General features: G+C 68.1%; 12 protein-coding genes and 1 tRNA gene. 8 read left to right on the forward strand and 5 right to left on the reverse strand.

Annotated features, from left to right (window positions below):
* Positions 1–6: 6 nt before the first annotated feature.
* Positions 7–1,176, reverse strand: a complete 1,170-nt coding sequence (locus JMT67_RS02565) for an MFS transporter (protein WP_201462607.1) — start codon at positions 1,174–1,176, stop codon at positions 7–9.
* 103 nt (positions 1,177–1,279) lie between these two features.
* On the opposite strand from JMT67_RS02565, the gene JMT67_RS02570 reads away from it, so the two are divergent.
* Positions 1,280–2,176, forward strand: coding sequence for a LysR family transcriptional regulator (locus JMT67_RS02570; protein WP_201462608.1), 897 nt, complete (start codon positions 1,280–1,282; stop codon positions 2,174–2,176).
* A 62-nt stretch (positions 2,177–2,238) separates the two neighbouring features.
* Here the strand turns inward: JMT67_RS02570 and JMT67_RS02575 are convergent, their stop codons facing one another.
* Positions 2,239–2,748, reverse strand: coding sequence for a hypothetical protein (locus tag JMT67_RS02575; RefSeq protein WP_183215561.1), 510 nt, complete (start codon positions 2,746–2,748; stop codon positions 2,239–2,241).
* Positions 2,749–2,935: 187 nt separating this feature from the next.
* On the opposite strand from JMT67_RS02575, the gene JMT67_RS02580 reads away from it, so the two are divergent.
* On the forward strand, positions 2,936–3,802 hold the full coding sequence (locus tag JMT67_RS02580; RefSeq protein ID WP_054765755.1) for a 50S ribosomal protein L11 methyltransferase: 867 nt from the start codon (positions 2,936–2,938) through the stop codon (positions 3,800–3,802).
* A gap of 18 nt (positions 3,803–3,820) precedes the next feature.
* Entirely contained in the window at positions 3,821–5,626 is a 1,806-nt protein-coding gene (locus JMT67_RS02585; protein ID WP_201463952.1) for an aminopeptidase P family protein, read from the forward strand.
* Between the two features lie 2 nt (positions 5,627–5,628).
* On the opposite strand, the gene JMT67_RS02590 is transcribed toward JMT67_RS02585, so the two are convergent.
* A complete protein-coding gene (locus tag JMT67_RS02590; protein ID WP_201462609.1) occupies positions 5,629–7,365 on the reverse strand; it encodes a patatin-like phospholipase family protein in 1,737 nt (578 codons plus the stop codon).
* 85 nt (positions 7,366–7,450) lie between these two features.
* Between JMT67_RS02590 and JMT67_RS02595 the strand changes: the two genes are divergently transcribed.
* The 5 genes from JMT67_RS02595 (at position 7,451) to JMT67_RS02615 (ending at position 11,396) form a co-directional block, all read left to right on the forward strand.
* A complete protein-coding gene (locus JMT67_RS02595; RefSeq protein ID WP_054765757.1) occupies positions 7,451–8,863 on the forward strand; it encodes an FAD-binding oxidoreductase in 1,413 nt (470 codons plus the stop codon).
* Between the two features lie 15 nt (positions 8,864–8,878).
* Positions 8,879–9,592 (forward strand): HAD-IA family hydrolase, encoded by a 714-nt coding sequence (locus tag JMT67_RS02600; RefSeq protein WP_201462610.1) that lies wholly within the window; start codon positions 8,879–8,881, stop codon positions 9,590–9,592.
* Positions 9,593–9,707: 115 nt separating this feature from the next.
* The gene (locus JMT67_RS02605; RefSeq protein WP_201462611.1) at positions 9,708–10,997 is read left to right on the forward strand and encodes a dicarboxylate/amino acid:cation symporter; all 1,290 of its coding nucleotides are present in this window, start codon (positions 9,708–9,710) and stop codon (positions 10,995–10,997) included.
* A 56-nt stretch (positions 10,998–11,053) separates the two neighbouring features.
* A tRNA-Val gene (locus JMT67_RS02610) sits at positions 11,054–11,128 on the forward strand.
* Positions 11,129–11,183: 55 nt separating this feature from the next.
* A complete protein-coding gene (locus JMT67_RS02615; protein WP_201462612.1) occupies positions 11,184–11,396 on the forward strand; it encodes a hypothetical protein in 213 nt (70 codons plus the stop codon).
* Between the two features lie 10 nt (positions 11,397–11,406).
* On the opposite strand, the gene JMT67_RS02620 is transcribed toward JMT67_RS02615, so the two are convergent.
* Both JMT67_RS02620 and JMT67_RS02625 read right to left on the reverse strand, forming a co-directional pair.
* Positions 11,407–12,624, reverse strand: coding sequence for an LL-diaminopimelate aminotransferase (locus JMT67_RS02620; RefSeq protein ID WP_201462613.1), 1,218 nt, complete (start codon positions 12,622–12,624; stop codon positions 11,407–11,409).
* 155 nt (positions 12,625–12,779) lie between these two features.
* Positions 12,780–12,971: a hypothetical protein gene (locus tag JMT67_RS02625; RefSeq protein ID WP_054765761.1), complete on the reverse strand. Its 192-nt coding sequence runs from the start codon at positions 12,969–12,971 to the stop codon at positions 12,780–12,782.
* Positions 12,972–13,036 lie beyond the last annotated feature (65 nt).

Raw genomic sequence — 13,036 nt, forward strand, 5'->3', positions numbered from 1 at the left:
CGGACGTCAGCAGGTGGCGGGGGCCGCCACCGCTGTCCGCTTGCGGCTTAGGAAAAGGACCAGCAACAGGCCCAGTCCGGAAGCGACGGCTCCGGCCAAGGACACGGCTGGATAACCGAGGCCTCCTGCGATGACCGCTCCGCCCACGGCCGCGCCGATGGCGTTGCCCAGATTGAAGGCGCCGATGTTCATCGCCGAGGCCAGGTTGGGCGCATCGCCGGCGGCGGCCATGACCCGCACCTGGAGCGGCGGCACCAAGGCGAAGCTGGCGATCCCCCACAGGAAGACCAGTATCGAGGTCGGGACCGCGAACGGCATGGCGACAGCGAAGGCGACCAGGATGGCGGACAGGGAGGCCAGGGTCACGATCAAGGTCCGGTCCACGGACTTGTCCGCGAACTTGCCGCCCAGCCAGTTGCCGAGCGTCAGGCCCAGCCCATAGGTCACCAGCATGGCGGTGACGAAGCCGAGCGAGGCGTGGGTCTGCTCGCGCAGGATCGGGGCGATATAGGTGAAGACGGTGAACATGGCGCTGGAGCCGATCACCGTCAGGGCCAGTGCCGCCAGCACGGAGCCGCGACTGAGGACGCGCAGCTCGGCGGCGGTGTTCCCGCCGGTCGGGGCGGGCAGGTTGGGCAGGGTCAGGCGCAGGGCGGCCATGACCCCCACGCCGATGGCGGCGATGCCCCAGAAGCTGGCGCGCCAGCCCAGGGCGTCGCCGGCCCAGGTCGCCAGGGGCACGCCGACGACATTGGCGATGGTCAGGCCCATGAACATGGCGGCGACGGCGCCCGCCTGACGGTTCGGCGGGACCAGGCCGGCGGCCACGATCGAGCCGACGCCGAAGAAGGCGCCGTGGTTCAGCGAGGTGATCACTCGGGCGACCAGCAGCATCGAATAGTCGGTCGAGATCGCCGACAGCAGATTGCCGACGGTGAAGATGGCGGCGAGACCGATCAGCAGGGCTCGGCGCGGCATGCGGCCTGTGGTCAGGGTCATCAGCGGCGCGCCCAGCATGACGCCCAGGGCATAGGCGCTGATCAGCAGGCCGGCCGTGGGAATGGAGACGCCGAGATCGGTGGCGATGACGGGGAGGAGGCCCATCGGGGCGAACTCGGTCACGCCGATACCGAAGGCGCCGGCGGCGAGGGCGAGCAGGGGAGGATTGAGTTTCATGGTTGTCCTTCGGCGATGTCCTTGTCCAGGCGCACAGATGGACGGCGATCCGCGCGAGCGTTAGGCAGGCTTCAGGCCAAAGATTTTTGATCTGGACGCACAGATGCAGACAACCGGCGTGGACCGCGCGAGAGAGATGGAAGTGTTTGCTGCGGTGGCGCAGAGCGGCAGTTTTTCGGCCGCAGGCCGTATGCTGGATTTGACGCCGTCAGCGGTCAGCCGGACCATCGACCGGATCGAGGCGCGGCTGGGCGTGCGGCTGATGCTGCGGACCACGCGGGTGCTGACGCTGACGGCGGAAGGCCAGACCTATCTGGCGGCGGCGCGTCGCATTCTAGCCGAGCTGGACGATGCAGAGCGGGTCATCGCCGACCAGGGAGCCCCGCGCGGGCGGGTCAGGGTCAGCGCGTCCCTGGCCCACGGCCGCCAGCGCGTCGTGCCGCTGCTGGGCGAGTTCGCCCGCCTGTATCCGCATATACTGATCGACTTCAACCTGACCGATGTCGTGGTCGATGTGGCGGCGGGGCAGGCCGATGTCGCCATCCGGTTCGGACCGCTGGCCGACAGTCCGCTGACGGCGCGCCGACTGGGCGAGACGGGGCGGACCATTGTCGCCTCGCCGGAGTATCTGGCGCGACGGGGCGCGCCGCAGGTCCCGGAGGATCTGCACGATCACGACTGTCTGAACTTCAATTTCCGTCGGGCCGAGCCGGTCTGGCCCTTCCGGCGCGACGGCCGGGATTACGCTCTGACGGTGAGGGGACCGATCGAGGCCAACAATGGCGAGACGCTGACGCAGCTGGCGCTGGCCGGCGTCGGGGTGACGCGAGTGGGCAATTTCAGCGTCGCGGACGCCATCGAAACGGGGCGGCTTGTCCCGCTGCTGGAAGCCTTTAATCCTGGTGATCGCGAGCCGATCCACGCCGTCTTTGTGGGCGGCGCCAATATGCCGGCTCGGGTAAGGGTCTTCGTGGACTTTCTGGCGGAACGGCTGCGCTGAACCGGAAATCGCCGGACGAGCGGACCCGTCCGGCGAGCTTCAGTCTCGACTGCGATTTGAACTCAGCGCTTGCCGAAGATCAGATCGCCCAGTTTGGCGAAGAAGCTCTTTTCATCCGTCTTCGGCGCGGCGGCCGGGGTCGGAGCGGCGGGCTTGGGCGTTTCGACCGGCTTCGGCGCCGGAGCGGCGGCGGCCGGCGCAACGACCGCAGCGGGCGTCGGCGCAGCGACGACGGCCGGGGCGGCAGGCTTGGGCGCAGCGGCCTTGGCGGCCGGCTTCGCGGCTGTGGTCTTGGCGGCGGGCTTGGCTGCAGCGGGCTTGGACGCCTTGGGCGCAGCGGCCTTCACCGGCGCAGCCTTGGCGGCCGGAGCGGCCTTGGGTTTGGCGGCCGCCTTCGGTGCGGCCTTGGGCGCAGCGGTCTTCGCAGCGGCGGCCTTGGCGGCCGGCTTCGCAGCCGGAGCCTTGGCGGCGGGCTTGGCGGCGGGCTTGGGGGCGGCCGTCTTGGCCGCAGGCTTCGCAGCGGCGGGCTTGGTCGCCTTGGGCGCGGCGGTTTTCTCGGCGACGGCCTTCACAGCGCTCGACTTCGGCGCGGCTTTAGGCTTGGAAGCGGCGGTCGCCGGTTTCGGCGACGCAGGTTTAGACGTAGACGGTGACTTGGCCATGTATTCCCCGACCCCTCGGTTAGATAAAAAGCCCGGCGGCGTCGGGAAGACGAAGCGCCGGATCGCAACGATTCGCCATCTTAGCGGTGTTTGAGAAATGTCCGAGTCCGCAGTTCAGATAATCGCGCGCGGTTCGCGCGACAGCGCCGAGGCCGCCGCCGCCGCCATCGACGCCGACCCCATGCTGGAGGGGGCGACCTATTCCATCCTGGAGGAGGACGAGGATCGCAATCTCTGGCGTATCGACGCCTTCCCGACGACCGAGGACGAGGTCGAGGGTCTGAAGGCGACCCTGGCCGACTATGCCGTGACCGTCACGGTCGAGAAGCTGGCCGACGCCGACTGGCTGGCCATGTCGCTGTCGGGCCTGCCGCCGGTGCGGGCCGGGCGCTTCTTCGTCTATGGGGCGCATGACGAGGGGCGGGTGCCGCCCAACGCCGTCAATCTGAAGATCGACGCCGGCGCCGCCTTCGGCACCGGCCACCACGGCACGACGGTCGGCTGCCTGGAGGCCTTCGACGACCTGCTCAAGCGCGAGCGGTTCGAGCGGGTGCTGGACGTCGGCTGCGGCACGGGCGTTCTGGCCATCGCCGCGGCCCGCACCGGCAGCCGGATCGCCATCGGCACCGACATCGACGCCCCCTCGGTGCGGATCGCCAACGAGAACGCCGCCCTGAACCAGGCCCACGCCAGCTTCGTCCACGCCTCGGGCCTGAACGATCAGCGGGTGAGAAAGCACGGGCCCTATGATCTGGTCTTCGCCAACATCCTGGCCCCGCCGCTGGTGGCCTTGTCGCAGGACATCAAGACGGCGCTGAGCCTGGGCGGGGTCGCCATACTGTCGGGCCTGCTGCGGACCCAGGAGCGCCGGGTGACGGCCGCCTATACGTCGCGCGGATTCCGGCTGGAGAAGCGCATCCATCACGACGCCTGGAGCGCCCTGGTGCTGCGGCGGATGGGCTGAGGAACGAGAGACGAGATGATGCGCCAGACCTTCGACGAGACCACCGATCCGTCCTTCGGGGCCAAACACCTGCCGCTGTTGCGCGCCGAGATGGCCAAGCAGGGGCTGGACGGCTTCCTGATCCCGCACGAGGACGAACACCAGAACGAATATCTGCCCGACGCCAACGAGCGGCTGGCCTGGGCCACCGGCTTCAACGGCTCGGCCGGGGCGGCCGTGGTGTTCCAGGACCGGGCCAGCATGTTCACCGACGGCCGCTATACGGTGCAGGTCAAGGTCCAGACCGATCCTTCCCTGTTCGAACGGCGCGACCTGAACGACGTCGCCGCCTATCTGGAGACGGCCAAGCCCGGCCAGGTGATCGGCTATGATCCGCGTCTGCACAGCCCCGACGCCCTGGTCCCCCTGAAGGCGGCGGCCCAGAAGGCGGGTGCGGAGCTGAAGCCGGTCGAAGCCAATCCGCTGGACCTGGCCTGGGGGGCGGATCGTCCGGCCCAGCCGACCGCCCCGGTCACGCCGCACGAGGACGTCTATTCCGGCGAGCCCCACGCGTCGAAGCGGGCGCGGATCGGCCGGGCCGTGGCGGACGCCGGCGCCGAGGCCGTGGTTCTGACCGCGCCCATGTCGATCGCCTGGCTGTTCAATGTGCGCGGCGGCGACGTGATCCGCTCGCCCCTGCCCATCGGCCAGGCCGTGCTGGAGGCCGACGGCAAGGCCCGCCTGTTCCTGGACCCGGCCAAGGTGACCAATGAACTGCCCGGCTGGCTGGGCGACGACGTGCGGCTGGAGGCGCCCGAGCGGTTGGGGGAGGCGCTGGATAGTCTGGCCGGCAAGAAGGTGATGATTGATCCCGCCCTGTCGTCCGCCTGGTATTTCGACCGGCTGGAGCAGGCCGGGGCGACGGTGGTGCGGGCCATGGACCCCTGCGCCGTTCCGCGCGCCGCCAAGAACGCGGTCGAGATCGAGGGCAGCCGACGCGCCCATATTCGCGACGGCGCCGCCCTGGCCAACTTCCTGCACTGGGTCGACACGGTCGCCCAGCAGACCCTGCCGGACGAGCGCGAGGTGGTGGAGACCCTGGAGCGGTTCCGCGAGGCGACGGGCGCCCTGAAGGACCTGAGTTTCGACACCATCGCCGGAGCCGGGCCGAACGGCGCCCTGCCGCATTACAAGCCGGTCGGGGCCACGATCCGCAAGATCGAGAAGGGCTCCCTGTTGCTGGTCGACGGCGGCGGCCAGTATCTGGACGGGACGACCGACGTGACCCGCACCATGGCGGTGGGCGAGCCGACGGCGGACCAGCGTCACAAGTTCACCCTGGTGCTGAAGGCCCATATCGCCATGGCGACCATCCGCTTCCCGGCGGGGACCAGCGGCATGGCGCTGGACGCCATAGCGCGGGCGCCGATGTGGGCGGCGGGGCTGGATTACGACCATGGGACCGGCCATGGCGTCGGCTCCTATCTGGGCGTCCACGAGGGGCCGCAGCGGATCGCCAAATGGGGCACCAGCCAGCCGCTGCTGGAGGGGATGATCCTGTCCAACGAGCCCGGCTATTACCGCGAGGGCCATTGGGGCGTCCGCATCGAGACCCTGCAGGTGGTGACGCCGGCCGTGGTTCCCGAGGGCGGAGAGCGGCCGATGCACGGGTTCGAACAGCTGACCTTCGCCCCGATCGACCGCAAGCTGATCGACGTCGATCTGCTGACCCCGGACGAGCGGGCCTATGTCGACGCCTATCACGCCGAGACCCTGGCCAAGGTCGGCCCCCTGGTCGAGGGCGAGGTGCGGGCCTGGCTGGAACAGGCCTGCGCCCCGCTCTGATCTCACAGGTCGAAGGCGCGGGAGCGTCGCCGCAGGTGGGTGACGGGAACGGGCAGGTCCGCCAGGGCCGCCCGGGTCGCCTCGTAGCCTGAGGCGACCGGCTCGTCATAGGCCTTCCAGTCGCGGATGTCGGTCCCGCCGGTGCGCGGCAGGATCAGGACGTCGGCGGCGGCGCGCGACTGCTCCATCTCGGCGTCGGTGGTGATGGTGGCCGAGCGCATCAGGATGGAGACGATCGGGGGGCCGGCCTTCCAGGCGCCTGACAGCACCCATTTCCACCAGGAGGGGGGATTCTCCAGGGCGGCCGGATCGACGCCGCGGGTCTGGGACATGTCCACGCCGATGATGGGGCCGGAGTTCAGCTGGCGCATCACGCTGGTGGGGAAGTTCTTCAGCACCGCCCCGTCCACCAGAACCTGGCCGTCCATGACCACGGGCGGAAGGACGCCGGGAATGGCGATCGAGGCGCGCATGGCCCGGCGCATCAGGCCCGCGCGATGAACCTCGATCCGGCCGGACGTCAGGTTGGAGGAGACGCAGAAGAAGGGCAGGCAGAGATCGGCCAGATCGGTGTCGCCATAGGCCCGCTCCAGCAGCCGGGCCACCTTGCGGGCGCGCGACATGGCGATGATCGGAAAGGCCAGGTCGGACAAGGGGTCGGATTCGACGAAGGCGCGACGGATCTCGAAGTCCAGCCGCTCGAACGACCAGCCCATGGCCGGTCCGGCCGCCACCACCGCCCCCATGGAGGCGCCCCCGACGAAGTCGATGGGGACCCGGGCCTCCTCCAGGGCCTTGATCGCCCCCATGTGGCAATAGGCCCGCGCCCCGCCGCCCGATAGGACCAGGCCGACCGCCGTGCCCGTGATGACGCGGGCCATGCGGTCTGAATCGGTCTCGACTCCCTCGACGCAATGGAACCAGCGGTCCGGCTGGAGCACATTGAGCCAGACGCGAGTGTTGGCCGGCCGGTTCATGCGCGGATCGCGCAGCAGGATCAGATCGGTCAGACGCCGGCCGTCGCCGAAGCCCATACGCCGGGGCAGGTCCGACGGCGGGGCCAGAAGCCCGCTGCCGACGATGAACAGGCGATCGACCTGGCGGGCGCACAGCTCGGCCCAGGCCTTCTGGTCCAGTTCGGCGACATAGAGGACATAGTCGTGGTCGTCCTCGACCCGGCTGAACCAGTCGGCGGCCGAGCTGAGAGCCGACTGATCGATCACCTTGCAGGTGAAGCCCATGGCCTGGACGCCCGCCGCGATCCGTTCGACGAAGGCGCGGATCGGGCGCGGGCGGGCCGAGACGAAGCCGAAGACGCTGGGCTCGGCGGCGCCCACGGCCCGCTCGCGGGCGCGATGGATCATCAGGCGCGACAGTTCGACCAGCAGATCCGGCTCGGATCGAGCGGCGTCGAAGAAGGCTTCGCGCGGCAGGGCCAGGATTTCGGTGTCGCGCAGGGCGACCACGTCCGCGGTGTGCGGGGTGCCGGCCACCATGGCCATTTCGCCGACCGGCTCTCCGGGCCGGATGACGCCGACCAGCTGGGGCGGCTGATCCGTCTCGACGTGAAACACCCCCAGCCGGCCCGAGCGGACCAGATAGAGGGTGTCGGACGGATCGCCCGCCGCAAACAGCCGCTCGCCCCCGGTCAGGGCGAACCAACTGGCGCGATCGATCATCGGTCCTTCGAAGATGCGCGCCAGGGCGACGGCCAGGGTGTCGGGACGAAGCGGAGCCATGGCGTCTTGTACGGCAGATAAGGGAGGAGGTGAAATGGCGCGAAAACGCCTTTCAACCGATCGCGACGCCTGACAAAAGGGGCGAATGCCCCACGCCATTCCCTCGACCGCTGTCCTCGACGCGCTGAAGGCCGCCCTCGGCCCTGGCGGCTGGACCCAGGATCCAGAGGTCATCGCCCCGTCCCTGACGGAGTGGCGAAACCGCTGGACGGGTCATACGCCTATTCTGCTGACGCCGCGCTCGACCGAGGAAACCGCCAAGGCGATCGCCATCTGCGCCCAGTCAGGCGTGGCCGTCACCCCCCAGGGCGGGGGCACGGGCCTGGTCGGGGGACAGATCCCGTTCGGCGAGGTGTTGTTGTCCCTCAAGAAGATACGGGCCGTGCGCGACGTGACCCCCTTGGACGACGCCATGACGGTGGAGGCGGGTCTGACCCTGCTGGAGGCCCAGCAGGCGGCGGCGGCGGCCGGACGGGCCTTTCCGCTCAGCCTGGCGGCCGAAGGCTCGGCGACGATCGGGGGGGTGATCTCCACCAACGCCGGCGGCACCCAGGTGCTGCGCTACGGCATGATGCGGGACCTGGTCCTGGGCCTGGAGGCGGTCCTGCCGAACGGCGAGATCTTTCACGGTCTGAAGCGGCTGCGAAAGGACAATACCGGCTATGATCTCAAGCAGTTGCTGATTGGTGCGGAGGGCACCCTGGGCGTCGTCACTGCGGCCACCCTGAAGCTGTTTCCGATCATGCGGTCACGCGCGGTCGCCGTGGTCGCCCTGGAAACGGCTGCGGCGTCCATCGAACTGCTCGCCCGCGCCAAGGCGGAGACCGGCGGCGGGGTCGAGGCCTTTGAGTTGATGAAACGTCTGGGCATGGAGCTGGTGCTCAAGAACATCCCCGACACCCGCGAACCGCTGGACACGACGCCGAATTGGTATGTGTTGATCGAGATCGCGTCCGGGACGGCGGGGGGCGCCGAGGCCCAGATGGAGCGGCTGCTGGAAGTCGCCTTTGAGGAGGGGCTGATCACCGACGCCGCCATAGCGCAGAACGATGCGCAACGCGCCGCCTTCTGGCGGCTGCGTGAAGAGCATTCAGCGGCCCTGAAGCCCGAGGGCGGCGGGTGGAAACACGATGTCTCCGTCCCGATCAGCCGCATCGCCGAATTCATCGACGAGGCCACAGCGGCCGTCGAGCGCTTCCATCCCGGCGCCCGTGTCTCGGTGTTCGGCCACGTCGGCGACGGCAATCTGCACTACGACATCCTGCCCGGCGTCGGCGAGGATGTGGCGGCCTTTATCGGCCGCTGGAAAGAGGGCTCGCAGGTCGTTCACGACGTCGTCGGGCGTTACGACGGCTCAATCTCGGCCGAACACGGCCTGGGTCGGCTGAAGACCGAAGAGGTCAAACGCTACAAGTCGCCGCTGGAGATCGAGACCATGGCCGCCATCCGACGCGCCATCGATCCGCAGCGGATCATGAACCCCTCAGTTCTCTTCTAGACGGACAGGGCGACGATGAGCCTGCGTGACCTGGACGGCTGGACCGTCCTCTTCGATCTGGACGGCACCCTGGTCGATTCCGCTCCGGATCTGGTTGGAACCCTGAACCGTCTGCTGGTCGAGGAGGGATTGCCCCCTGCGCGACCCGAAGCGGCGAGGACCTTGATCGGCTCGGGCGCGCGCGCCCTGTTGGCGCATGGGTTCGAGGCGGCCGGCGCCGATGTGGAACGGGCCCGGTCCGATGCGCTCTTTGAGCGGTTCCTGGTCGATTACACCGCCCATATCGCCGACGGCTCGCGGGCGTTCGAGGGTGTCGTCGAGACCTTGGAACGCCTGGCCGAACGCGGCGCAGTCTTGGCGGTCGCCACCAACAAGCGGTCGGACCTGTCTGAACTGTTGCTGGACCGGCTTGATCTTCGCCGCCATTTCCTGGCCGTCGCCGGCCCCGATCGGGTCAGCGCGCGCAAACCCTCTGGCGCGCATCTGAAAGAGGCTGTGGCGATGGCGGGCGGTGACCCGGCCCGCGCGATCATGGTCGGCGACGCCGCGCCCGACGCCGAGGCGGCCCGCGACGCCGACATGCCCTGTGTCCTGACCACCTTCGGCTACACGCCCGTGCCGGTGGACACCCTGGGCGGAGACGTCCTGATCGACGCCTTCGAAGACGTGGAAGAGGCGATCGACGGCATTCTGGCCGAGTTTTACGTAAGGCGGGCCCTTAAGGTCTGAAAGAGCTGCGCTTAAGCCTGTACGCAGGAAAACTGCGCCACGTTCGGGGACGACGACGGTTGCGGAACGGGGGGCCGATGGACAGATTGGCCCATCCCAGCCGAAAGCCCCCTTCATGATCTCCCGCTTCTTCCAGATTCCGCTTTGGCAGCGCACCTTCGCGGGCCTCGCCCTGGGGGTGATCGCCGGCCTGATGCTGCGTGAACGCGCCGAGACCTGGCTGCAGCCGATCGGCGACGTCTATCTGAACCTGATCCGCATGGTGGTGGCGCCCCTGGTGCTGTTCACCATCGCCAGCTCGATCGCCAAGTTGGGAGAAGGGGCGGGGGCCGTCCGCCTGGGCGTGCGCACCCTCGTCTGGTTCGCGATCACGTCGCTGCTGGCCGTGCTGGTCGGTTTCGCCTTCGGCCATCTGATCAATCCGGGCGTGGGCCTGTCGAACCTGCCGCTGGGCGAGGTCAAGGAAAGGGTCATTCCTACTCCGCTGGAGGTGCTGATCGGCGTCGTCCCCACCAATCCCTTCGCCGCTCTGGCCGAAGGGAAGGTGTTGCAGATCATCTTCTTCTCCGCCCTGGTCGGCATGGCTCTGGTCGCGCTGGGCGATCGGGCCCAGGGCGTGCGGCGACTGGTGGACGAGGGGGCGGCCGTCATATTCCGCATCACCCGCTGGGTGATCCAGTTGACCCCCATCGGCGTGTTCGGCCTGATCGGCTCCGTCGTCGGCGGCTATGGCTGGGAGGCGCTTCTGCCCCTGCTGAAGTTTATCGGCGCCATCTACGCCGCCTGCCTGTTCCACATACTGGTCGTCTATTCGGGGCTGCTGAAGCTCCACGGCCTGAAGGTCGTCAGCTTCTTCCGCGGCGCCTTCGCGGCCCAGCAGACGGCCTTCGCCACCTCGTCGTCGCTCGGCACCCTGCCGATAACCTTGCGCCAGACGGTCGAGCGGCTGGGCGTGCCCCAGGCTTACGCCGCCTTCGCCGTGCCTCTGGGCGCCAATGTGAAGATGGACGGGTGCGGCGCCATCTATCCCGCCATCGCCTCGATCTTTATCGCCCAATATTTTCAGATCGACCTGACCCTGACCCAATACATACTGATCGGCTTGACTGCGGTCTTGGGCTCGCTGGGGACGGCGGGGGTTCCGGGAACCTCGATCGTCATGCTGACCCTGACCCTGTCCACCGCCGGCCTGCCGCTGGAAGGCATCGGCTATATCGTCGCCATCGACCGGGTCATCGACATGATGCGGACGGCGACGAACGTGACCGGTCAGATGCTGGTCCCGGTCTTGGTGGCCAGGGAGGAAGGCATTCTGAACGTCGATATCTATGACGGCCACGTGGCCTGGCTGCCCGGCGATCCGGAGGCGGAGACGCCCGAAGCCGTTCAGGCGGCCGGAATCTGAAACGGACGCTTGCACCGCGCGAGCGACCGGGCTATGTCGCCGCCTCCGCAAGGCATGGATGCGTAGCTCAGCGGGAGAGCACCTCGTTCACACCGAGGGGGTCACAGGTTCAATCCCTGTCGCATCCACCATCTTTTCCATCATAGACGCCTTGCAGCTCAGCTTGCGAACGCGACGAGGGCGTCGATGCCGCAGATCAACGACACGGTCCATATCCGCTTCTCGCTCAGAGGCCTGGGCGGGCCTTTCTGGCAGACCAACGCCACCATCGCCTCCGTCAGCCAGGGGGTGGCGCTTCTAGACGGGCTGGACCGCCAGGTGCCGGCGGCCGTGACAGAGCTGAAGCGCGCCGGCCCGAACCGCTGGACCTTGGACTGGGAAGTCAGAAGCCGGCCTTAGAGCCTATTCCTCAGACGTCCGGCACGTCGCGTCCCGGCGGCACATTGACGCCCATCAACTTCAAATAGGTCTTGATGTTGCGCGCGGCCTGACGGATCCGGTGCTCGTTCTCGACCAGGGCGATGCGCACGAAGCCCTCGCCGTTCTCGCCGTAGCCGACGCCTGCCGCCACCGCGACCTTGGCGTGGGTCAACAGTTGCTTGGAGAATTCCAGGCTTCCCAGGTGGGCGAGGGCGGGGGGCACGGGCGCCCAGGCGAACATGGAGGCGGCGGGCTTGGGTATGTCCCACCCCGCCCGCGCGAAACTGTCGATCAGGACGTCACGGCGTCGATGATACAGGGCGCGGTTCTGATCCACGATGTCCTGCGGACCGTTCAGAGCCGCGACGGCGGCCGCCTGGATCGGCGTATAGGCGCCGTAGTCGAGATAGGACTTCACCCGCGCCATGGCGGCGATCAGCTTGCGATTGCCGACGGCGAAGCCGATGCGCCAGCCGGCCATGCTGTAGGTCTTTGACAGGGAGGTGAACTCGATCGCAACGTCCTTGGCGCCCGGCACCTGCAGGATCGAGACGGTCGGCTTGCCGTCGTAATAGAGTTCGGAATAGGCCAGGTCGCTGATGATCCAGAGGTCATTGGCCTTGGCGAAGGCGACGACCCGCTCATAGAAGGCCAGATCGACCGTCTCCGCCGTCGGGTTCGACGGATAGTTCATCACCAGAACCTTGGGGCGCGGCACCGTATAGGCCATGGCCCGCTCCAGCGCCTCGAAATAGCGCTCGTCCGGGGTCGTCGGCACGCTGCGGATGGCCGCGCCGGCGATGATGAAGCCGAAGGTGTGGATCGGATAGGAGGGATTGGGCGCCAGGACCACGTCGCCCGGCTCGGTGATGGCCGTCGCCAGACTGGCCAGGCCCTCCTTGGAGCCCATGGTGACGATCACCTCGGTCTCGGGGTCCAGATCGACGCCGAAACGACGTCCGTAATAATTGGCCTGGGCGCGACGCAGGCCCGGTATGCCCTTGGAGGCCGAATAGCCGTGGGCGTCCGGCTTTCGAGCCACTTCACACAGTTTGTCGATGACGTGCGGCGGCGGCGGCAGGTCCGGGTTGCCCATGCCGAGATCGATGACGTCCTCGCCGGCCTGACGGGCGGCGGCTCGCATGGCGTTGGTCTCCGCGATCACATACGGAGGCAGGCGCTTCATGCGATAGAATTCTTCGGACATCGGTCTTTGTGGGTGGAAGGTGAAGGGGGCGCAAGCGATGCCACCGATGCGCGCTTCATGAAACAGAAAGATGAAGGCCGTCGGGCTTTATCCGCCAAAAACTTGTGACACAGCCTCTCTCGGGCTGCTCCTGCGCAAGAAGCTTGCGAGCCGGCCTAGCCGATGAAGACGCGCGGCTCCTCGCCGATACGCGCGGGCGTCGGAGAGCGGTTCTGAGGGCCTCGCCGCCGCCGTACATAGTCGGACAGGCCGCGCACCTCGGCCTCGGCGACCCCGTCGCGCTCCATCAGCCGACGCACGATGGGATCTGACAGCATCTCGTCCAGGGTCAGGTCGTAAGACGTCATGGCGCATCTCCGGCTCACGGTTCGTCCCCCTCCGACGAGATGGGGCGGCCCCGTCAGGACGCCAG

The sequence above is a fragment of the Brevundimonas aurantiaca genome (assembly GCF_904830995.1).
Lineage (GTDB): Bacteria > Pseudomonadota > Alphaproteobacteria > Caulobacterales > Caulobacteraceae > Brevundimonas > Brevundimonas aurantiaca.